This window comes from Micromonospora sp. DT68 (assembly GCF_049847245.1).
GTDB classification, from domain to species: Bacteria; Actinomycetota; Actinomycetes; order Mycobacteriales; family Micromonosporaceae; genus Micromonospora; species Micromonospora profundi.
In genome coordinates this window covers 78,573-99,862 of sequence record NZ_JBNCNZ010000021.1, presented here as the reverse complement: position 1 = coordinate 99,862, position 21,290 = coordinate 78,573, and the positions used below count along the sequence as shown (strand labels likewise).

Sequence of the window (21,290 nt, the reverse complement as noted above, 5' to 3'; positions counted from 1 at the left end):
CTTGCTGCCACCAACAGCGGCGCTTCTACTCCAAGCCCCACAAGTCAGACACCGTCACGACTTTGCCGGGGCCCTGGCTTGCCAAGGAGGATGGATATGCAAGTCCTGCGTTCGGACGCGACAGCTGACACGGAATTGTCAGGAACTCGGCTGGATCTGCTCAGTCTGGCCCGGGCGCTCCGCTCCGGCCGCGAGACACTGCCGCTCAACGCCGCGGCGGACCCTTTTCCATACAGCAGGGCACTGTCGACGATAGAGTCAACACGCACGTCCGGTGATCTTGTGATATCGCTTTCGACAGATTCTCACGCCTTGACATTCTCCGGTGGATCGGAAGAGTTGGAGTCTCTTGCGTCGACCCTTATCGGCTTCGCCGAAGATGGTGACGATTCTGCCCACCTTCATGTGGAATACGTCCCCGGCCACGAGTACCTGTCGCCGAATTCCGAGCCGTTGGTAATTGCGCTTACCGGGGGAGAGGGTGGCGCCCGTCGTCGTCGGAGTCATCCCGTATGATCCCGGCCGTGGCCTGATCAGCGACTGGGACGACGACACCGTCCTGCGAATAAAGGTGCTCGAGACGACGGCGAAGACGATCCTGATCTCGGGCAACGCGGCTGGGCTCACCTCGCTCGCGCGTCACCTGCTCACCCTCGCGCAGCCCAGTGCCCCGGCCGGGTCCCATCTGGACTTCGACGACTACTGCGGTTGGTTCGAGGAAGGGTCGTTCGGGGTCCGGATCGAACTGGAGTAGCGGAGATGAGCGGATCCCTCTGTTGGCGTACGCAGGTCGTAGAGTTCCTTGATGGTCTTGGCGCGCTTCGCGCCGCTCTTCTTCAGAGTGGCGCGGACCTGGAGACCCTCGGGCAGTTGGTTACGGAGGCCAGGAAAGGTGGAGTTCAGCGAAGTGGGATCCTGGGAGGTGTGGAGTACCAGGTCCACGGCCGTGGTGTGTTGATGGTCGACGCAGTCGGCCGTGAGGTGGACGTCGATCTTCTTCCCGATGATTCCGCGATATTTGATCCATGGCGTTTGTTGCGCTTCTCGAACCAATCTGAAGTAGCGGGCTCGGAGGTCAGCCGCTGTGTCGAGCAAGTGTGTCGCGAACTTGTGAGGGAGGGTGTGCTCCGTGAGCCGGCACCCGGATGGTTCTGCGCTGTCGATGAGCCGGTCCCGCGGCGGTCGCGGCCGTAGCAACGCCTAGTCAGGGAGCGGAGTCGATGAACCACGGCGTCACCGATGGTCCTCAGGACATGCTCAGCCCTGCTGGGTTTGCAGCCTGGAGGTTTCTTCGAAGCGGGCACCGTAGGCATGCCGCTTGGTTGCTGGCGCATCCCCGATCCGCGCCGGAACTGATATTTCAATCATGGGTGCTAGCGATGCGCCGCACGTTCTCCCGAGAGGCGTCCGACCAGCGTGTATCCGTGTACCTGGAAGGCGTGATCAACCGAACGGGCCGGTCGGCGGCCGACCTCCAAGTTGCTGAGCTGATTGACCTGGCTTTCAATAGCTCCTCTGCTGCGAGCCGGAACGTGAAGGGGGACATCCTGCCGATTCTCGCCAACTTGGTGCAGAGTCAGTTCCCAAGTGGAGAGCAGTGTGCCGAGTTGGTGCGCGCAGCAGAATCGCGGGCCGACCGGCTACGCCGCAAAGCACGCAAGCGGCCGACTGTTGCAGGGCTAGGAAGTGCCCTGCCTACGAGTGGTCCCAGGTCGGTGGTCGGGCAGATCCTCAAGGCGCAAGCCTCCTATGACCGAGAGCTCCTGTCAGCGCTGCCTGATGAGGAGTCCAGCGAGGCCGCGGCCGAACTCATTGACCGGGCAACCGCTGCCGTGCTTCGGGAGCGATTTCCATCTCCTTCATCGGTGGAGCTTGTGCCAAAGTTTGCGGCCCGGGTAGCGAAGTCGTCCAGCGACGTCCGGCTGGACGAAATTCTTGCGGAGGCAGTCGTCCGAGATGCGCTCCTTCCCCAATCAGCTATCGAATTGCCGGACGACCTCATGCTGCACGCAAAGATTATGACGTTTGTGCAGGCAGCGGAGGACCTCGGATTGTATTCGCGGGAGATTGATTCAATAATCAGTGCCGCAGAACGTGCGGCCGAGAACGCAGGCGCCCGACTGAAGGCTATGCCTTGATCGAGGTCCGTGGCCAGTGAGTGAAGTTTGGGCTTTGTCCGCCGAGTTGGACACCCTTCGTGGGCTGCAAGCGCGAGGTGCACGGCTGCGTGATGAAGACAGCCTGCTGTTCAGCCTCGTTGACGAGGCGCGCTCTGGCCGATGGGACGTGCGTGTCTTCTCCACGGCCTGGCGAATCGAATCCGATGACGACGTGGTGGTTGGTGCCGACGACGACAGGGATCGCCTCCGGCGGGCTGTCGCGGTGATAAACGGCAAGATTCTTCAGGGCGTTGAGGTCCGCGCCCCGAGCCTCGACACTACGTTCGTTTTTGCTGGTTACCGTCTTCGCGTCTTTCCTGTAACCGCCAGTGTCGACCTTCGAGGTTGGCAGCAATTGTCACTTCGCTCGCCCGCCGGTCGAATACTGGATATCGGTCCGGGAGCGTCTTGGAGGTTCCGACGGAGTGGCACCGGTGGCGCTGACCGACGTTGACCAGCACCGGATGCAGGGACTGCTTGCGCAGCTCGAAGGATCCACTGTGGGTAATGCCCGCCTGAGCCCGCTCGGTGGAAGTTGGATAACTATCGAGCTGGGACGCTCTCTTCTCTTCGTCGAGATGGCGGCGTGGAGGCTTGAGGGAAGCACGGAATTCCTCGTAGCCTGCGAGGATGATCGAGACGGAATTAGAGGTTTGATCACGGAACTGGATGGCCGAACGTTGGGGTCCATCCAGGTTTCTCGCCACCTCGACCTGGTCTTGACCTTCGAAGGGCTACTCCTGCTGCTCTTCGTCTGCACCGGAGCGGACGGGGAGTTCCAGCACTGGTCAATTCAGTTCGACACGAGACAGACGCTTTTCGCAGGTCCGGGGCATTCTTGGACACTCTCAGGGCCGAGCTGACGGATCTTGAGGCGGGGTCGCGACTTCAGCCGCCACCCCGTTACGCGGGGCGCCGTTAGGTTGAGGAGTTGCATGAGAAATATGGCGTCAGGATGGGCAACCGGACCGAGATCGACGTCATGGCCGCCCGCTGTCCTATCGAACTCGGTCAACTCACCACGCCAAACACCTGCTCACCGAATAGGCATAATTTCGCGGGTCAGATGGACGACCTAGGAGTTGGGCACAACTGATGGCGAACTTCGACCTTGATTCAACAGTCGAAGAACTTGCTCGTTCTGTCGAGGAGCTTCCGATACGCTCGAAGGCAGCCTTATTCGGTGCATGTGCCGAGGTGTTGGTCCCCCTGCTGGACGATGTCGAGCGGCGGACGTCGGGTAAATGGACCTTTTCTGCGGCTCGTATAGCCCTCGATCTAGTGCCACCGTTCATCGAGGGTGGGCCCGCCCAGGGCGATCACCTTGAGCTCAGGAAGCGCATCCTTGCGGCCGGGCCGAATGGGCATGAACTCGATTCCCCCTGGAGCAGTTACGCGCAGGACGCACTCACCTGCGCTGATGCGGCGTTGGTTGCGGCATCAACACTAGGTGACCTCGATTTTGAACCGATCTGGATTCAGTACGTGATCAACCCGATGGTGGTTTCGCTCGATGTGCAGGGTTATGATGTCGAATTCTCTCCCGGACCAGTGGGGGGAAACGAATTGCAGGTTCAGCTCGACCGAGTTATCGCTTTCCTGCACTCAGCCACAGCTCGACTTTCCCTCCAAGCGGTTGACCGTGTGACGTACAGGGACTTGGTCGAGGAGGCTGAGATCATACGACCGACGGTACTTGGATAGGCGTGTCGCGGAGAGCGGGTGGCGGGCAGGTCCGGGAGACTCTTGGACACTCGCAGGGCCGAGCTGACGGATGTGGATGCGGGGTCGCGACGTCAGCCGCGACCCCGCACAGTGGCCTTATCAGGAGCGGGAGCAGGACGTCCCGTTGAGCGAGAAGCTGGTCGGTGACGAGTACGACCCGTTCAGCGTCCCCTGGTAGCCGAAGCTTGCCGTGCCGCCGGGCGCGATCGACCCGTTGTGGCCGACGTTGCGGGCGGTCACCGCGGAGCCGCTCTGGCTGACCGTGGCGTTCCAGGCGTTGGTGACGGTCTGCCCGCTGGGCAGCGTGTAGTTCAGCGTCCAGCCGTTGATCGTGCTGGACCCGGTGTTGGTGATCTGCACGTCGGCGGTGAAGCCGTTGTTCCACGAGTTCGGCGTGTACTTCACCGCGCACCCCGAGTTGCCGCCCGGCGGCGGTGTGGTCCCCGGGGGCGGGGTGGTGGGGTTGTTGCTGCCACCGCCGTTGACGTTCGCCGAGAACGAGGTCACCGCGAGGCCGGCGCCGCCCTGCCAAGGCTCGAAGCCGGCTTGGATGCTGGTCAGGTACCAGCTGTTGGTGATGGCGCCCCGGTTGCGGACGTCGTTGATGAACTCCAGCACGCTGAAGTTCAGGCTGGAGATCGCCGACGGCGCGACGTACGAGATGACGTTGTTCCCACCGTTGTTGCCCTGCCATACCTCCCAGGTCCGGCCGGCGAGGGTGGTGTTGCCGACCCGCGAGCCGATGGGCTGGATCGATCCCTGCCGGTTGAGCCAGATCATGATCTCCATCTGGTTCACGCCGTCGCGCTTGGGCGACGGGTCCAGCCAGATGTCGTACGACGCGTTGTAGGTGGCGCCGCTGACGTACCGGTAGTTGATGCTGCTGGTGGCGCTGCTGATCTGGCTCACCTGGATCGGCAGGTTCGTGCCGGGGGAGCAGTTGGTGTAGTGACAGCCGAAGAACACCGAGGGGTACGCCGTGGGCGCGCCGTTGGTGGGGTTGCTGCCGTTCTGCGTGGTGATCTCGAAGCCGGTGCTTGTGACGTTGATGCACTGCTGGGCGGTGGTTCCCCACTTGTTGTTCTGCACTACGTACCGGCCCTGGATGGTGGTGGAGCCGTACTGCTCGCAGATCTGGGTGTCGGCGGAGGCGGTGCCCCCGAGGGCTACGGCGAAGAGCGAGCCGCTGAGCAGCAGGCCGGCCGCCAGCAGGGCCCGAAGTGGACGTTTCATGACGCTCCTTGACTGCGGCGCGTGCGGCGCGCCGAACGGGTCGGGGCAGGTGCGGGAGCGCTCCCACGCTCGCTGACACATTTACATGTCTGAAACTCTCGCGCAACCGTTCGCGTCAAACTGGTGAAATGTGAGGATTGCCATCCGCCCGCCGGACGGCCGTCGCCGCACGTCCAGCTGAGCGGCACGCGTCCCCGAGAGGTGGTTCCGGGCGGCCGGTCGGGCTCTGGTGTGCGCCGATTGCGCCGAGTAGCGTGTTGCCTCCAACGCGTGCCGTAACCCCTCCGGAGGCGTACACCACAATGGGTGGCTCTCCCCTGCGCATCCTCGTCGTCGGCGCGGGCATCGCAGGTCTCGCCGTGGCCCGGGCGTTACGCCTGGCGGGCTTCCGGCCCGACGTCACCGACAAACTGCCGCCGGGGGAGTCGACAGCGACCGGCCTCTACCTGCCCGGCAACGCCGCCCGCGCGTTGCGTCGACTCGACCTGCACGACCCGGTCCGCCCACTCGGACAGGTCATCCACCGGCAGTGCTTCTTCGACGCGACAGGCGCGCCGCTGTGTGAGGTGGATCTCGACACCCTCTGGGCCGGCGTCGGCGAATGCCGGGCGCTGCCCCGGGCCGACCTGCACCGGGTGCTGCTCAGCGGCGCTGGCGGCGCCGTCCGCCACGGCGCCGAGGTCCGCGCCCTGGACCTGCTTCCGGGCGGCGTCGGCGTCACCTTCACCGACAACACCACCACCGAGTACGACCTGGTCATCGGCGCCGACGGGCCGCGTTCCTCGGTCCGGGCGCTGGCCGCGCTCGGCGGGCCGCCCCGCCCCGTCGGGCAGGTGGTCTACCGGGCGGTGCTGCGCGACGGCCCACCCGTCAGCGAGTGGACCGGTCTGCTCGGGCAGCGCTCCGGCCTGCTGTTGGTGCCGATCGGTGGGGGTCGGCTGCACTTCTACGCCGACGAGGCCGGCACCAAGACACCCGCCGACCCGTTGGCCCGGCTCCGCGAACTCTTCGGCGACTACCGGGGGCCCGTGCCCGAGGTGCTGGAGATGCTGACGCAGGACCAGGTCCACGTCGGGCTCACCGACGAAGTGGAGCTGGGCCGCTGGTACCGGGGCCGGGTGCTGCTGGTCGGCGACGCCGCCCACGCCACCGCGCCGACGCTGTCGCAGGGTGCCGCCATGGCGCTGGAGGACGCCGTGGTGCTTGCCGAATCACTGTGCGCAGCCAGCAGCGTCGATGCGGCGCTCGTGGCGTACGAGAGTCGTCGTCGCCCGCGTACCCGATGGGTGGCCGACCGGACCCGGGACCGCAACCGCACCAGGGACGTGCCGCCGGCGCTGCGCGACCCGCTGCTGCGCGGACGCGGCGGACGGATCTTCGGGGAGCACTACCGGCTACTGGTCGGCCCGCTGTAGTCCCGTAGTAGATCGTGTCACGCCACCCCACGCGGCGCTGCGACCTGCCGGGGACTATCCTCCTTGCGGATGACGGCCCGCAGATAACCAGCGTGTGCCGAGCGACAACCGAGAACCGGAGGCCACTCGTGACCACCGTCGCACCCAAGCCGGTCGTGACCCGGCCCTGGCCGGTCCGGGAGCCGGTCAAGGGGTCGGCCATCGCGCGGCTGCTGCGAACCACGGACGCGAAGCAGATCGGGATCATGTACATGATCACCGCGTTCGTGTTCTTCATGATCGGTGGCCTGATGGCCCTGGTCATGCGGGCTGAGCTGGCTCGACCCGGGCTGCAGTTCCTCTCGCCCGAGCAGTACAACCAGCTCTTCACGATGCACGGCACGATCATGCTGCTGTTCTTCGCGACGCCGATCGTGTTCGCCTTCGCGAACTACATCGTGCCGATCCAGATCGGCGCGCCCGACGTTTCCTTCCCCCGCCTGAACAGCTTCGCCTACTGGCTGTACCTGTTCGGCGGCACGATGGCGACCGCCGGCTTCATCACCCCGGGCGGCGCCGCCGACTTCGGCTGGTTCGCGTACGCGCCGCTGAGCAGCGTCGAGCACTCGCCCGGCGTCGGCGCCAACATGTGGGTGATGGGTCTGGCCATCTCCGGCCTGGGCACCATCCTCGGCGCGGTAAACATGATCACCACGATCCTCACCCTGCGCGCGCCCGGCATGACCATGTTCCGGATGCCGATCTTCACGTGGAACATCCTGGTCACCAGCCTCCTGGTGATCCTGGTCTTCCCGCTGCTGGCCGCCGCGCTGTTCGCGCTCGCCGCGGACCGCATCCTCGGTGCCCACGTGTACGACCCGGCAACCGGTGGGCCGATGCTCTGGCAGCACCTGTTCTGGTTCTTCGGCCACCCCGAGGTGTACATCGTCGCGCTGCCGTTCTTCGGCATCATCAGCGAGGTCATCCCGGTCTTCTCCCGCAAGCCGATCTTCGGCTACAAGGGCCTGGTCGCCGCGACGATCGCGATCGCCGCGCTCTCCATGAGCGTCTGGGCGCACCACATGTTCGCCACCGGCCAGGTGCTGCTGCCGTTCTTCAGCTTCCTGAGCTATCTGATCGCCGTGCCGACCGGTATGAAGTTCTTCAACTGGATCGGCACCATGTGGCGGGGCCAGATCAGCTTCGAGACGCCAATGCTCTGGGCGGTCGGTTTCCTTGTCACGTTCCTCTTCGGTGGTCTGACCGGTGTGCTGCTGGCGAGCCCGCCGCTGGACTTCCACGTGTCGGACTCGTACTTCGTGGTGGCCCACTTCCACTACGTGCTCTTCGGCACCATCGTGTTCGCGGTCTTCGCCGGCATCTACTTCTGGTTCCCGAAGATGTTCGGCCGGATGCTCGACGAGCGCCTGGGCAAGGTGCACTTCTGGCTCACCATGATCGGCTTCCACACCACGTTCCTGGTGCAGCACTGGCTGGGCAACGAGGGCATGCCCCGCCGGTACGCCGACTACCTGCCCAGCGACGGCTTCACCACGCTGAACATGATCTCGACGGTCGGCGCGTTCATCACCGGTATCTCGACGCTGCCGTTCATCTACAACTGCTGGAAGGCGTACAAGACCGGCCCGGTTGTCGAGGTGAACGACCCCTGGGGTCACGGCAACTCGCTGGAGTGGGCGACCAGCAGCCCGCCGCCGCTGCGCAACTTCGACCGGATGCCCCGGATCCGCTCCGAGCGGCCCGCGTTCGACGAGAAGTTCCCGGAGTTGGCCGCCGGTGGCCAGAGCCTGGCCGGCCCGCCGGAGGGTGGCTCCAAGCCGCTCACCAGCGAGTCGGACGGCGGTGCCAGCTACCGCGAGGACACCGCCAGCGACGTCGACCGCAACTGACGCGCAGCTGAGCAGTACGACGGGCGCCGCCCCCGGGACACCGGGAGCGGCGCCCGTCGCCATGTCCGGCCAGCAAGACCCGCGTCTCGCCCCGCGACCAAACAGTGCGGCTGCGGCTGCCTCTGCCGGTGTCGTTGCGGGCCGTGCGGGTGGACGGGGGCCATGCGGTGCCGTGCGGTGCGGGTGGACGCGGGCCGTGCGGGTGGACGCGGTGCGGTCGTGGCCTGGCCTGCGTTGTTGGGTTGTGTTGCTGGACTGCGGCTCCGATCCCGGCGTGGCTTTGTTGTTGTCGTTCGCCTCGGCGGTCGGGTCGTCGGTCCCTGAGAAGCTGATACCTGTGAGTCATATTGATGACTCACAGGTATCAGTGCGATGAGATGACATGCCCACCGGGGCGGCAGCTTGCCGGAGTGGCGATCGGTGTGCGGCAGCGCGCCGGAGTGGGAATGGGTGCGGCGGCTGCTTGGTGGCGCGGTGGATTAGCGGGTGGCGGGAGCGAGCTCCGCGTCGGGTAGCGGTAGCGGTAGCGATGCGGAGCTGGCAGCGGTGTTGCGGCGGCGTAGCTCGATCGGGAGGACGACCAACGTGACAAGCGCACCGAGCGCGCCGGTCACCACGAAGCCCCAGAGCGGAGCAGTGGCGTCGATCACCGCGCCAGCGAGCGGGGCGCCGATGGCCACGCCGACGGTGACGGCCGAGCCGTGCAGGCCCATGGCCTCGCCGCGTACCTCGGCGGGGACCAGTCGGCTGACCGCGTCCGAGCCGGCCGCGATGGTCGGCGCGCAGAGTGCCCCGGCCGGGATCAGCGCCAGGCAGAGCAGCCACCAGTGTGCGCCGCCCAGACCGACCGGGATTGTGCACAGGGCCAGCGCCCCGGTCAGCGCCAGCGGTGAGAACGAACGGTGCACGGCCCCGTAGGCGAATCCGCCGGCCAGCGAGGCGACCGCCCAGATGGTCAGCACGACGCCGGTCCAGCCGACCTCGCCGCTGGCCCGCAGGACGGCGACGACCGCCACGTCTGTGCCACCGAGCACCAGGGTGGCGGCGGCGCTGAGCGCCAGGACGGCGAGCAGTTGGGGCGTCAGCCACTCCCGGTGCGGCACCCGGCGGCGAGGGCCGACGGGCTCGGCAGCGCTGCGGATCGGTGGGTTGACGAGCCACAGGGCGACACCTGCGGCAACGATGCCACCGCCGACGAGGTACATGGTGGTCTGCGCCGAGATCGCGGTGACCAGGGCGACCGCCAGCGCTGGGCCGATCATGAAGGACAGCTCGACCGACATGGAGTCCAACGCGTACGCCGGCCGCCGTTGATCTTCCGGAACCAACGCGGCGATCGACTGGCGGACGACCGAGAAGATGGGCAGGGCCAGCGAGCCGGCCACGAAGGCGGTCGGCAGCAGCAGCGCGTACGGCAGCGACGGCGCCGTGCTCCAGAACACCGCTTCGGCGACCGCCGTCAGCACCAGCACCGGTCGCAGGCCGCGACGGTCCACGAGCCGGCCGAGCAGCGGGCCGCCGATCGCCGCGCCCACGGTGATGGCAGCGCCCACCAGGCCCGCCGCCCCGTAGCCCCGGTCGAGGTCGAGAACCACGTGAAAGGTCAGCGTGATCCCGGTCGCAGTGAGCGGGATTCGGGCCAGGACGGCGATCAGCAACAGCGACCGCAGGCCGGGCAGCGCGAGCGCCGCCCGGTAAGGCTTCATGTTCACGTTGGTCCCTACCTCCGGCGACATCCTCGACCGGCGGCGGACCGATGGCCACCCAATTACCGCATCATGCGGCCCTGATCACAGGCTCGCCGTGCAGTGTCACGCCAGCGCCGTCCATGGCACGCAACGCCACGTCGGTGGTGGCCGGAGCGACAGCGGCGGTCAACTCCAGCAACACGGTCGTGGCGAAGCCCTCGCGGGCGGCGTCCAGCGCGGTGGCCCGGACGCAGTGGTCGGTGGCGATCCCGACCACGTCGACCCGGTCCACGTCGTGCCGGCGCAGCCAGTCGGCCAGGCACTCGCCGTCGTCGGCGTGCCCCTCGAACCCGGAGTACGCCGCGGCGTACTCGCCCTTGTGGAAGATCGCCTCGACCCGCCCGGTGGCCAGGTCGGGGTGGAACTCCGAACCGCTGGTGCCGACCACGCAGTGCCGCGGCCAGGACTCCACGAAATCCGGCGGATCGCCGAAGTGCGCGCCCGGGTCGACGTGGTAGTCCTTCGTGGCGACCACGTGGTCCCACCGCTCCGGCTCGTTGGCGAGCAGACGGGAGATGCCGGCGGCCACCCCGGCGCCACCCGCGACGGCAAGTGAGCCGCCCTCGCAGAAGTCGTTCTGTACGTCCACGATGATCAGCGCGTTGGCCATCGGGGCACCTCTCTTCTCGTGCTCGGGTCTGTGGCGGCGGTCCGGAACGAACTCAGGCGGCGGGTACGACGGTGACCGGGATGGCCGGGTCACCGGCGGACAGCTTCAGCCCCTCCCACGGGATGGAGATGAGGCACTCCCGCAGGTGCGCCCGCGACTCGTCGAGGGTGGGCAGGGCCAGCGGCTCGCCGTCGGCCACGTACGAGCGCTGGAGCATCCGGTCGTTGGCCTGCCGGTCCGGCACGCCCTGCGAGACGATGATCTCTTCGGTCGCGGTGCCGGTGGGCTTGTGGCGGCGGACCGCGACCTTCCGGCCGCCGATCGTCGCCTTGTGCTCGGAACGCTTCACCACTGGCCGGCCCTCGACCTCGACGAGCTTGTAGACCAGCCCGGCGGTGGGCGCACCCGAGCCGGTGACCACTGCGGTGCCCGCGCCGTACATGTCGACAGGTTCGGCGGCCAGCGCGGCGATGGCGTACTCGTCCAGGTCACCCGACACGATGATCTTGGTCTCGGTGGCGCCCAGCGAGTCGAGCAGCTCGCGGGACTGCTGGGCGATCACTGCCAGGTCACCCGAGTCGATCCGTACCGCCCGCAGCTCCGGCCCGGCCACCGCGATGGCGTTGCGGATCCCCTGGCTGATGTCGTACGTGTCGACAAGCAGCGTGGTGTCCTTGCCCAGCGTGGCGACCTGCGAGGCGAACGCGGCGCGCTCGTCGTCGTGCAGCAGCGTGAACGCGTGCGCAGCGGTGCCCGCCGTGGGGATGCCGTAGCGGGCGCCCGCGGCGAGGTTGGAGGTGAACCGGAAACCGGCCAGGTACGCCGACCGCGCCGCAGCCACCGCCGCCTCCTCGTGGGCGCGGCGTGACCCCATCTCGATCAGAGCCCGGCCCCGGGCAGCGGTCACCATCCGGGCCGCCGCTGCCGCCACCGCGCAGTCGTGGTTGAGCACGGACAGCGCCAGCGTCTCCAGCACCACGCACTCGGCGAAGCCGCCGGAGACGGTGAGGATCGGCGAGCCGGGAAAGAACAGCTCACCTTCGGCGTACCCGTCGATGTCGCCGGTGAAGCGGTAGTCGGTGAGCCAGGCCGCCGCCGCGTCGTCGACCACGCCGGTTCGGCGGAGGAAGTCGACCTCGGCCGGGTCGAACCGGAAGTCGCGGATCAACTCGATCAGCCGGGCGGTGCCGGCGACGACGCCATAACGGCGGCCGCTCGGCAGCCGGCGGCTGAACACCTCGAAGACGCAGCGACGGTCGGCGGTGCCGTCCTTCAGGGCGGCGCTGACCATCGTCAGCTCGTAGTGGTCGGTCAACAGCGCGGGGCGGAGGTTGCTCACCGCCCCAGCCTAAGGTTCAGCCCGCGTCGTCGCCCTCGTGGCCCGGGATCGCCCGCAGAGCCGCCCACAACTCGGCCCGACCGGTCACGCCGAGCTTGGTGTAGATCCGCTGGAGGTGGTTCTCGACCGTGCGGGCCGAGAGGAAGAGGCGCTCGGCGATTGCCTTACTTGTCGCGCCGTGCGCGGCGAGGCGGGCCACCTGCCACTCGCGGTCGGTGAGCACCGGCGCTCCGGCGCGTAGCGCGGGCGTGCGGATCAGGTGGCACCGGCCGAGCAGGCCGGCCAGGCGCTCCCGGGCCTCGCCCGCCGCCACCGACTGCTGTTGGCGTAACAGGTGCAGGGCCTGGGCGGTGGCCTCGGCGGCGTACACGGTCAGCTCCAGCGCGGCGTAGTCGTCGGCGACCGCGAGCAGATCCGTGGGGCAGTTGGTCACCGCGGCCCGAGCGTGCCGGGCCAGCAGTGGCGGAAGCCCTCCGTCCACCTGCTCGGAGAGTTCCGCGAGACGCTGCGCCACAGTGCGCCGGCCACCGTCGCGGCAGGTAGGACCGGTCGGCGCGCCCGCCTGGTCCAGTCGAACCAGGTCGTGCAGGACGTGCACCTCGTGCCCGGCGAATCCGTCCGCCCGTAGCCGGTCGGCCAGGTCGCTGAGCTGCTTGACCGCGCCCGGCAGGTCGCCCGACGCGGCGAGCACCGCGCCCCGGGCCTGCTCCAGCCACGGATAGAGCACCGCCATGCCCGGCGCGTGGGTGCGGTCGGCCTCGGCCATCGCCTCGGCGGCCTGCGCCGCGTCACCGCGCAGCGCCGCCGCCTGCGCGCGTTCGGCCTGGGCCAGACCGGCGTAGACCCGGCTGGTGGCCAGTACCGCGCAGGCACCCAACGAGGTACGCATCGCCGCGTCGCTCTGCCCGCGCAGTCGTGCCGCGTACGCCTGAAGGATCGCCAGGTAGCCGGTGCCGAGCCGGAAATCGCCGGCGCCCGCCAGGTCGGCGAACTCGTCGGCCACGATCGCGTCGATCCCCACCAGGTCGCCGGTGAGCATCAGCCGGGTGCCCCGGGCCAGCTCAAGGGCCAGTTGCAGGTACGGCATGTCGGTGCGCCAACTGGCCGCCGCCGAATGCACCTGGGCGATCGCCGCACCGCTGCGGGCCAGCTCGCCCTGCGCGGCCTGGACGTGCGCGATGGTGCTGCGGGCCAGCTCACGGGCGGCGACGCTGGCCGCCGGCCGGTCCAGCACGCGCTGGCTCAGCCGCACGGCGGTCGTCGTGTCCAGCCGGTGCAGGCGCATGATCGCCTCGAAGGCGTGCACACGGGCGCGGTCGGCGGAATCGCTGAGCTGCTCGACCCGGTCCGCGATCTCCTCCACTGTGGATTCACGGCTCAACCCCCAGTAGCTGACCATCCCGCGTACGGTCAGCCAGCGGCAGAGCCGCCGCTCGTCGTCCGGTTCGAGGGTCACCGCGTCGAGGACGCTGAGGGCCTCCTCCGGCCGGTCGGCGAACATCAGGATGGTGGCCAGCAGCTCCGCCGCGTCCGAGCCGCCGTCGGCGTTCAGCGCGGCGCGGGCCAGCCGGGTCGCCAACGGCACGTCGTAGCGGGTGAACGCCTGCACCGCGGCGTCCACGAGCAGTGTCGGGTCCTGCGCGGTGCCCGAGTCGAGTCGCCACACCGCCACCCGGAGCAGGTCGTCGCGGCGGCGCTTGCCCACGCGCTCCAGCAGTTCGGCGAGGTGTGCCTGGAGCCTGCGGGTGCGGCTGACCGGGCAGCGGCGGCGCATCACCTCGCCGTAGAGCGGATGGGCCAGCCGTACGTTGGTCCGCCGGTCGTGCTGCACGACGGTGATCAGACCGCGCTCCTCGGCGATCTCCACATCGGACGGGTCGGCAGCCTGGTTGAGCAGGTGCAGGCCGAGTGGTTCACCGAAGGCGACAAGCTCGACGACGGTGCGGACGCCGTCGGTGAGCTGCCCGACGCGGGTGTCGATCAGGTCGGTGAGGCTGGGCGCCAACTCCAGCCGGCCCGTCCACTTCCAGATCCCGTACGTGCGCTTCAACTCCTCGCTGCCGTTGGCGGCGTGCACCAGCTCGCGCAGCAGCAGCGGGTTGCCGGCCGACAGCCGGCCGAGCCGGTCCGCGGAGCCGGCGTCGACCGGACCGCCCAGGATCGCCGCCAGCAGGCCTGCGGTCTCCGACGGTGGCATCGGGGTCAACTCGACGTGCTCGACCAGATCGTCGGTCCAGAGTGCGCGGATCGGCAGGGGGATCTGCTCGCCGTCGCGCAGGGTGCCGACCACTGTCGCGTTGTCCGACCGGGCGACCAGGTGCACCAGGGCCGCCGACGGCGGGTCGAGCAGGTGCGCGTCGTCGATGGCGAGCACGATCCGCCGGCCGGCGGCCTGTTGTTGCAGGACGCCGAGCGCCCAGCGCAGGATGCCCGCGGGGGAGAGGCCCTGGGGCTGCTCGGCGGGGAGGACCTGCACCAGCCCGCCGAAGGGCAGCGCGGCAGTCGTGGCGCTGGCCGCGATGGACCAGATCGCGTACCGGTCGGTGGGCAGGGCATTGACACCTTCGCGCAGCAGCCGGCTCTTGCCGATGCCGGCGCTGCCGCTGAAGAAGAGCCCACGACCGGCCTCGCCGGTCACCGCCGCCAGCAGGCGGTTGAGTTCGTCGGTCCGCCCGACGAACTTCCATCGACTCATCCGCGCAGCATATCCATCGAATTCCGTCCGCGCTCGCACCGTCACGCAGCGAAGTGGAGTAGTGGCACAATTACCCATGAGTATCCGAAGTGTTCTGCCTGGTCGGGGGGCCGCCCGTAGTCTTCCGAGCATCCGGGTACTGCCACCGGAATTTCCACGCGACCGGCACGACCGGTCGCCTGCCTCGGGAGGCACCTGATGCAGCAGGGCCCTCTCCCCCCGGTCGACTCGCCGATGGCGATGGCCAGTCCGACCGGCCAGCCGACCTGCGACCCGTTGCCCGCCCGGGTCGGTGTGACAGGCCCCGCGGCCCAGGAGCCGCTCGGCGTCGTCGCCGTCGGTCCGGCCGGCGCTGACCGGCGTGCGGTTCTCGCCGCCCTGGTCGGGCTCGACCCGGTGATGCTCACGGTGCCGGCGGGCAGTTGGTTGGTGGTGCGCCACGCGAAGGTGCCTACCCGGGCGGCGTTCGTGCCGGGCTACCGCCAGCCGCACTCGTACGGCGCGGACCGTGACGCCGCAGGTCCGGCGCTGGCCCGCCCGCCACGGCGGGTCGAGCTGAGCGTGCCCGAGCCGTTGCTGCGGCACTTCACTCTGATCGACACACCCGACACGGGGACCCTCGGCGTCGCCGGCGCGCGGGTGTTGCTCGATGCCGTCGGACGAGCCGGCGCGTTGCTGTTCGTGATCTCCGCCGACCAGGCGTTCACGGCCCCGGAGTTGAACCTGCTCGCCGAGGTGGCCGCAGCTCCCGTGGAGGTCGTCTTCGCGGTGACCCCCGGAGCGGCGGATTGGACACCGCAGGCCGACAGGACCGCGACGACCCGCGAGGCGGGGTCGACATCCCCGGCGGGAGGCCGCCACGGGGAGGTCGACTCGACGGCGGTGACGGTGGAGGCGCACCGGGCGGCGCTGCTGGCCGCCGTGCCCTCCCTGGCGGGGGCGCGGTGGTTCCCGGTCGGCGGCGCGGATCCCGCCGACCTGCGCCGGGCGTTGGTGGGCTGGTCGGCGGGCGAAGGGCTGCACCGGGCCAGCAACGACCCGCCGATGTTGCCCGGCCAGCACGACCGGGTGACGGCGGTCGCCGACCCGGGGGACTGGTCCGAGCGGCTCGACCGGCAGACCCGTTCCTGCGCTCAGCGGATCCGCCAGCATCTCGCCCTGGAGTTGGCCAACATCCACCTGCGGGCGGTCCAGGAGATCGTCTTCGGGGTCGGCTGCGCCGGCCTGCCGGACCTGCTGGACCGGGAGATGGCAGCCCTGTCGCTGCTTGCCACCGCGCAGTGCGATCACGCGGTGCGGCGCATCCTGGCCGACGCCGCGACCCAGGTGCTCGGCGCGCCGCCGGCCGAGGGCGTACGTCGCCGGATCGCCACGGCCGTGCAGTACGGCCTGGCAGACCACAGGAACGGCCAAGACCTGGACCCGGTCCTGCTGATCACCAGTACGGCCGGGGTGGCCAAGCTGACCGGCGTCGAGGCGATCGACGCGCTGGCAGGCTATCCGACGGCGTACCGCGACGAGGTGCTTCCACCTGTCGCCGTGGCGCTCTCCGGTGGTTGCTGGCAGCAGTGGCGTACCCCTGGCAACGACGACCACAGCGCGGCGCGACGGTGGTCCCAGCGGGCGTTGCGGGAGGTCGAGCTGGAACTTTCCCGGGAGGTCTCCCGGCGGTTCAAGGTGATCCGCCTCTCGCTGGGTGGGGTGCTCTCCGATGCCATCGAACACGGCATCCTGCTCGCCTGACGGCCGGGCAGCCCGCTGTCGCGGACGTCCACCGTGCCTCGTTTCCGACGGCGACCGGGGTGGCCCGGGGGCCGTCGAGATGGGCGATCCGCGACGAGCCGGCGTTCCGGTTCCTCGGTTCCGGGAAACCGGTGGCACGATGGGGGGCATGGCGGCTCCGCAGGTTGCACCGGTCGAGACGCCGGCCACCGTCGAGGTGCCGGCGGCCGACGGGCAATGGGTGACGATCGTGTGGGACGACCCGGTCAACCTGATGACGTATGTGACCTGGGTGTTCCAAAAGCTGTTCGGCTACAGCCGGGAGAGGGCGGAGCAGCTCATGCTGGATGTGCACCACAAGGGTCGTGCCGTGGTCTCCACGGGCGCCCGGGAGCGGATGGAGCACGACGCGTCGCAGTTGCACGCGTACGGGCTGTGGGCAACGGTGGACCGCTCGTGAGCGCGAGGAGTGAGCCGGGGTTGCGAGCCCCGCAGTCGCGAACGGGGCCAGCGTCGTGAGCGCGAGGAGTGAGCCGGGGTTGCGAGCCCCGCAGTCGCGAACGGGGCCAGTGTCGTGAGCATGTTTCGGCGGCAGGCTGGCCGCTATGTCGCCACCTTCGCGGTCGACGAGGTGCGGGTGCTGCGCAAGGTGGCCTCCGAGGTGGTCGGTCTGCTCACCGACGGTTTCGACCACACCGACCCGGTCGTGGGTCGGCTCTTCCCGGCGGTCTATCCGAAGGACGCGCCGGGCACCGCCGAGTTTCGCCGCTACACCGAGGGCGACCTGAAGACCGCCAAGATCGACCAGGCGGGGGCCATCCTGGCCGCGTTGCCCGACGAGGCGGGCGGCGAGGTGCGGCTGGACGCCGAGGCGGCGGAGGCGTGGCTGCGGGCGTTGAACGACGCGCGACTGGCGATGGGCGTACGGCTGGAGATCAAGGACGGCACGGACCTGGGCGAGGAGTTGGACGACGCGGTGGCCGAGGACCCGGCGTCCAGCCGGGTGTTCCAACTGTCGGTCTACGCGTACCTCGGATATCTACAGGAGTCGCTGCTCAACGCCTTGATCGACTAGGCGTGAGCGGCACCACTTCAGACCGCGGCCCAGCACGGGCTAGGCTGGTGGACGTGCTGAGCATCGAGCGGTCGATCATCGACGCGATCGTCGCCCACGCGCGCCGGGACCACCCCGACGAGGCGTGCGGCGTCGTCGCTGGTGCCGTCGGCAGCGACACCCCGTCCCGGCACATCCCGATGGAAAACGCCGCGCGGTCGATGACCTTCTACGAGTTCGACTCGATGGAGCAGCTGCGGGTATGGCGGGAGATGGACGACCGGGACGAGGAGCCCGTGGTCATCTACCACTCGCACACCGCCACCGAGGCGTACCCGTCCCGCACGGATGTCTCCTTCGCCGGTGAGCCGGGGGCCCACTACCTGCTCGTTTCGACCCGTGAGCCCGACTCGGAGGAGATCCGGTCGTTCCGGATCGTCGACGGCGTGGTGACCGAGGAGCCGGTCCGCATCGTGGAGGCGGGGGTCGACCCGCACGCCGTGCAGTCCTACATGTTCGGGCAGAGCCCGGCGACTGTCGACTACGAGTGTTCCGGCCGCTGATCCGTCAGCGTCCGCACCCGTTGTCCGTCCTGTCACCGTTGGCACACCTGAAATGAGGAGCACGACATCATGGCTATCGAGGTTCGCATCCCCACCATCCTGCGCAGCTACACCGGCGGCGCGAAGGTCGTCGAGGGTTCCGGCGACACGCTTGGCGACCTGCTCGTCGACCTGGACTCCCGGCACGCCGGGCTGCGCACCCGGCTGATCACCGACGCCGGTGCGCTGCACCGCTTCGTGAACGTCTACGTCAACGACGAGGACGTCCGCTTCCTCGGTGCGCTGGAGGCCAAGCTTGCCGACGGCGACAGCGTGACCATCCTGCCGGCCGTGGCCGGCGGCGCGTTCGGCTTCGCGGCGGCTGCCGCGATCAGCCAGCACGCCGTCGCTGCTCGCTGAGGTCTGCCGTCATGGCGCGGTACGACAGCCTGCTCGATGCCTGTGGGGGCACGCCGCTCGTCGGTCTGCCCCGGCTCTCTCCGACGGTTCCCGACGGCGCGCCTCCGGTGCGGCTCTGGGCCAAGCTGGAGGACCGGAACCCGACCGGCAGTATCAAGGACCGCGCGGCCCTGTTCATGGTCCGCGCGGCCGAGGAGGCCGGTCGGCTGCGCACGGGTGACACGATCCTGGAGCCGACAAGCGGCAACACCGGCATCTCGCTGGCCATGGTTGCCAAGCTGCGGGGCTACCGGCTGGTCTGCGTGATGCCGGAGAACGTCTCCACCGAACGGGTCCAGCTGCTCCGCATGTACGGCGCCGAGATCATCTTCTCGCCGGCGGCGGGCGGCTCCAACCAGGCTGTCGCGACCGCCAAGCAGATCTCCGCCGAGCATCCCGACTGGGTGATGCTCTACCAGTACGGCAACGAGGCGAACGCGCGGGCGCACTACGAGACGACCGGGCCGGAGCTGCTGCACGACCTGCCCACCATCACGCACTTCGTGGCCGGGCTGGGCACCACGGGCACGCTGATGGGCACCGGCCGTTATCTGCGGGAGAAGGTCGACGGCATCCAGATCGTCGCCGCCGAACCGCGCTACGGCGAGCTGGTCTACGGGCTGCGCAACATCGACGAAGGGTACGTCCCGGAGCTGTACGACGCCTCGGTGCTGTCGCGGCGGTTCTCGGTGGGCACCCGGGACGCGGTGTTGCGCACCCGTCAGCTCGTCGACGTGGAGGGCATCTTCGCCGGCTTCTCCACGGGTGCCATCCTGCACGCCGCGCTCGCTGTGGCGCACGAGGCGGTCCGTGACGGCCGCCGCGCCGACGTGGCCTTCGTGGTGTGCGACGGCGGCTGGAAATACCTGTCCACCGGCGCGTACGGCGGCACGCTCGCCGATGCCGAGGATGCCCTGGAGGGTCAGCTCTGGGCATGACCGCGATGGTCCGCCCGTACGCTACCTCGCCGCACTGTGAGTAGGTGTCACGTTCGTGACAAGTTCGAGCGGATGATTCTGGTGGTCGGGCACCCCGGCGTAGGCTGCGCAGCGTGGCGCACGTGTCAGTAGGGATCATGGGCGGGAGCGCCGCCGGCACAGTTACTACTGACAGTGACAGCGAGAAGACCCGATGCGACTGACTGTCCTGGGGTGCGCCGGCAGCTTCCCCGGCCCCGAGTCCCCGTGCTCGGCATACCTCGTCGAGGCCGACGGCTTCCGACTCCTTGTCGACTTCGGCTCCGGGTCGCTGTCCAGCCTCCAGCGGTACGCGGGGCTGCACGCCCCCGACGCGATCCTGCTGACCCACCTGCACTGCGACCACATCCTGGACGCCGTGACGTACGTGGTGGTCCGCCGCTACGCCCCGGAGGGGCCCTATCCGGCCCTGCCGGTGTACGCGCCCGCCGGCGCTCCCGACCGGCTCAGCGCCGCGTACCACGACGACGGCACGGTGGAGGACGTCTACCAGTTCTACGCGCTGGAGCCGGGCACCTTCCCGATCGGCCCGTTCACCGTCACAGTCGACCGGGTCAACCATCCGGTGGAGACGTACGGGGTGCGGCTGGAGCACGGCGGTCGCTCGCTGTGCTACTCGTCCGACACCGCGCCCTGCGACGAGTTGCTGCGGCTGGCACAGAACGCCGACGTGTTCCTCTGCGAGGCGAGCTTCCTCGACGGCGTCGACAATCCGCCGGATCTGCACCTGACCGGTCGGGAGGCCGGCGAGACGGCCACGAAGGCCGCTGTGGGTCGGCTGTTGCTCACGCATCTGGTGGCGGCGTGGGGCAGCGAGGCGCACACGCTGGAGTCGGCCATCTCCGCGTACGCCGGGCCGGTCGAGGTGGTCCGGGCCGGCGCCAGCTACGACATCTGACTCCCGCCGGGGCGCGACGCACGGGTCGGCCGGGGCACCCCGGGGGAGATGGATCGCCGCACCGCATAGGGTGCAGGCATGGCGCGACCTGACGGGCGAGGGCCCGATCAACTTCGACCGGTGACGCTGACCCGGGGCTGGAGCACCCATCCGGAGGGTTCGGTGCTCGTCGAGTTCGGCGGCACCCGGGTGCTCTGCACTGCGAGTGTCACCGAGGGGGTGCCACGCTGGCGCAAGGGTTCCGGGCTCGGTTGGGTCACCGCCGAGTACGCGATGCTGCCCCGGGCCACGAACACCCGCTCCGACCGGGAGAGCGTCAAGGGCCGCGTCGGCGGCCGGACGCACGAGATCTCCCGGCTGATCGGGCGGAGCCTGCGCGCCTGCATCGATCTGAAGGCGCTCGGCGAGAACTCGGTGGTCCTCGACTGTGACGTGCTCCAGGCCGACGGTGGCACCCGGACGGCCGCCATCACCGGCGCGTACGTGGCGCTGCACGACGCGGTGGGGTGGCTCGCCGCACGCAAGGCGCTGGCCGGCAAGCCGGAGAAGGTGATGCACCGCTCGGTGGCCGCGGTCAGCGTGGGGATCATCGCCGGTGAGGCGCGGCTGGACCTCTGCTACGAGGAGGACGTGGCCGCCGAGGTGGACATGAACGTGGTCTGCACCGGCACCGGTGACTTCGTCGAGGTGCAGGGCACCGGTGAGGCGGGCGTGTTCGCCCGCGACCAGCTCGACAGTCTGCTCGACCTGGCCGTCGCGGGCTGCGCGGACCTGGCCGAGGCCCAGCGGAAGGCGCTTGCATGAGCGTGAGGAGTGAGCTTGCGA

Annotated in this window: 22 protein-coding genes; 16 read left to right on the top strand and 6 right to left on the bottom strand. The window is 69.0% G+C overall.

Annotated features, from left to right (window positions below; all coding sequences use genetic code 11):
• Nucleotides 1–90 precede the first annotated feature (90 nt).
• The 4 genes from ACPXB1_RS27615 to ACPXB1_RS27600 all read left to right on the top strand — a co-directional run bounded on the left by ACPXB1_RS27615 (nt 91) and on the right by ACPXB1_RS27600 (nt 2,138).
• Nucleotides 91–516, top strand: coding sequence for an Imm32 family immunity protein (locus ACPXB1_RS27615; protein ID WP_425735998.1), 426 nt, complete (start codon nt 91–93; stop codon nt 514–516).
• A complete protein-coding gene (locus ACPXB1_RS27610) occupies nt 482–754 on the top strand; it encodes an Imm32 family immunity protein (RefSeq protein WP_425735997.1) in 273 nt (90 codons plus the stop codon). The genes ACPXB1_RS27615 and ACPXB1_RS27610 overlap by 35 nt, the downstream gene beginning before the upstream one ends.
• A 5-nt stretch (nt 755–759) precedes the next feature.
• A complete protein-coding gene (locus tag ACPXB1_RS27605) occupies nt 760–1,194 on the top strand; it encodes a DUF6896 domain-containing protein (protein ID WP_425735996.1) in 435 nt (144 codons plus the stop codon).
• Between the two features lie 185 nt (nt 1,195–1,379).
• A complete protein-coding gene (locus ACPXB1_RS27600) occupies nt 1,380–2,138 on the top strand; it encodes a hypothetical protein (RefSeq protein ID WP_425735995.1) in 759 nt (252 codons plus the stop codon).
• Here the strand turns inward: ACPXB1_RS27600 and ACPXB1_RS27595 are convergent.
• On the bottom strand, nt 2,128–2,514 hold the full coding sequence (locus ACPXB1_RS27595; RefSeq protein ID WP_425735994.1) for a hypothetical protein: 387 nt from the start codon (nt 2,512–2,514) through the stop codon (nt 2,128–2,130). The genes ACPXB1_RS27600 and ACPXB1_RS27595 overlap by 11 nt on opposite strands.
• A gap of 79 nt (nt 2,515–2,593) precedes the next feature.
• Between ACPXB1_RS27595 and ACPXB1_RS27590 the strand changes: the two genes are divergently transcribed.
• On the top strand, nt 2,594–3,022 hold the full coding sequence (locus ACPXB1_RS27590; RefSeq protein WP_425735993.1) for a hypothetical protein: 429 nt from the start codon (nt 2,594–2,596) through the stop codon (nt 3,020–3,022).
• A 232-nt stretch (nt 3,023–3,254) separates the two neighbouring features.
• Nucleotides 3,255–3,863 (top strand): hypothetical protein, encoded by a 609-nt coding sequence (locus tag ACPXB1_RS27585; protein ID WP_425735992.1) that lies wholly within the window; start codon nt 3,255–3,257, stop codon nt 3,861–3,863.
• A gap of 120 nt (nt 3,864–3,983) precedes the next feature.
• Here ACPXB1_RS27585 and ACPXB1_RS27580 read toward each other — a convergent pair whose 3' ends face one another.
• Nucleotides 3,984–5,117 (bottom strand): GH12 family glycosyl hydrolase domain-containing protein, encoded by a 1,134-nt coding sequence (locus ACPXB1_RS27580; protein WP_425735991.1) that lies wholly within the window; start codon nt 5,115–5,117, stop codon nt 3,984–3,986.
• 302 nt (nt 5,118–5,419) lie between these two features.
• On the opposite strand from ACPXB1_RS27580, the gene ACPXB1_RS27575 reads away from it, so the two are divergent.
• Nucleotides 5,420–6,532: an FAD-dependent monooxygenase gene (locus ACPXB1_RS27575; protein ID WP_425735990.1), complete on the top strand. Its 1,113-nt coding sequence runs from the start codon at nt 5,420–5,422 to the stop codon at nt 6,530–6,532.
• A 128-nt stretch (nt 6,533–6,660) separates the two neighbouring features.
• A complete protein-coding gene (ctaD, locus tag ACPXB1_RS27570; RefSeq protein WP_377663418.1) occupies nt 6,661–8,421 on the top strand; it encodes an aa3-type cytochrome oxidase subunit I in 1,761 nt (586 codons plus the stop codon).
• 479 nt (nt 8,422–8,900) lie between these two features.
• On the opposite strand, the gene ACPXB1_RS27565 is transcribed toward ctaD, so the two are convergent.
• The 4 genes from ACPXB1_RS27565 to ACPXB1_RS27550 are packed head-to-tail and all read right to left on the bottom strand — an operon-like array spanning nt 8,901 to nt 14,813.
• Entirely contained in the window at nt 8,901–10,157 is a 1,257-nt protein-coding gene (locus ACPXB1_RS27565) for an MFS transporter (RefSeq protein WP_425735989.1), read from the bottom strand.
• A gap of 40 nt (nt 10,158–10,197) precedes the next feature.
• The gene (locus ACPXB1_RS27560; RefSeq protein WP_425735988.1) at nt 10,198–10,779 is read right to left on the bottom strand and encodes an isochorismatase family protein; all 582 of its coding nucleotides are present in this window, start codon (nt 10,777–10,779) and stop codon (nt 10,198–10,200) included.
• Between the two features lie 52 nt (nt 10,780–10,831).
• Nucleotides 10,832–12,118, bottom strand: coding sequence for a nicotinate phosphoribosyltransferase (locus ACPXB1_RS27555; RefSeq protein WP_425735987.1), 1,287 nt, complete (start codon nt 12,116–12,118; stop codon nt 10,832–10,834).
• A 16-nt stretch (nt 12,119–12,134) separates the two neighbouring features.
• Nucleotides 12,135–14,813: a LuxR C-terminal-related transcriptional regulator gene (locus ACPXB1_RS27550; RefSeq protein WP_355592233.1), complete on the bottom strand. Its 2,679-nt coding sequence runs from the start codon at nt 14,811–14,813 to the stop codon at nt 12,135–12,137.
• A 198-nt stretch (nt 14,814–15,011) separates the two neighbouring features.
• Here ACPXB1_RS27550 and ACPXB1_RS27545 point away from each other — a divergent pair, with 198 nt between their 5' ends.
• The 8 genes from ACPXB1_RS27545 (at nt 15,012) to rph (ending at nt 21,269) form a co-directional block, all read left to right on the top strand.
• A complete protein-coding gene (locus tag ACPXB1_RS27545; protein ID WP_425735986.1) occupies nt 15,012–16,556 on the top strand; it encodes a hypothetical protein in 1,545 nt (514 codons plus the stop codon).
• 148 nt (nt 16,557–16,704) lie between these two features.
• Nucleotides 16,705–16,995, top strand: a complete 291-nt coding sequence (gene clpS, locus ACPXB1_RS27540; protein WP_053655585.1) for an ATP-dependent Clp protease adapter ClpS — start codon at nt 16,705–16,707, stop codon at nt 16,993–16,995.
• A 120-nt stretch (nt 16,996–17,115) separates the two neighbouring features.
• A complete protein-coding gene (locus tag ACPXB1_RS27535; protein WP_355592229.1) occupies nt 17,116–17,610 on the top strand; it encodes a DUF2017 domain-containing protein in 495 nt (164 codons plus the stop codon).
• 53 nt (nt 17,611–17,663) lie between these two features.
• Entirely contained in the window at nt 17,664–18,152 is a 489-nt protein-coding gene (locus ACPXB1_RS27530; protein WP_053655583.1) for a Mov34/MPN/PAD-1 family protein, read from the top strand.
• 69 nt (nt 18,153–18,221) lie between these two features.
• On the top strand, nt 18,222–18,551 hold the full coding sequence (locus tag ACPXB1_RS27525) for a MoaD/ThiS family protein (RefSeq protein ID WP_425735985.1): 330 nt from the start codon (nt 18,222–18,224) through the stop codon (nt 18,549–18,551).
• An 11-nt stretch (nt 18,552–18,562) separates the two neighbouring features.
• Nucleotides 18,563–19,528: a PLP-dependent cysteine synthase family protein gene (locus ACPXB1_RS27520; protein ID WP_053655581.1), complete on the top strand. Its 966-nt coding sequence runs from the start codon at nt 18,563–18,565 to the stop codon at nt 19,526–19,528.
• Between the two features lie 193 nt (nt 19,529–19,721).
• Nucleotides 19,722–20,465, top strand: coding sequence for an MBL fold metallo-hydrolase (locus ACPXB1_RS27515; RefSeq protein ID WP_355592225.1), 744 nt, complete (start codon nt 19,722–19,724; stop codon nt 20,463–20,465).
• 78 nt (nt 20,466–20,543) lie between these two features.
• Nucleotides 20,544–21,269: a ribonuclease PH gene (gene rph / locus ACPXB1_RS27510; protein WP_355592223.1), complete on the top strand. Its 726-nt coding sequence runs from the start codon at nt 20,544–20,546 to the stop codon at nt 21,267–21,269.
• The last annotated feature ends 21 nt before the right edge of the window (nt 21,270–21,290 follow it).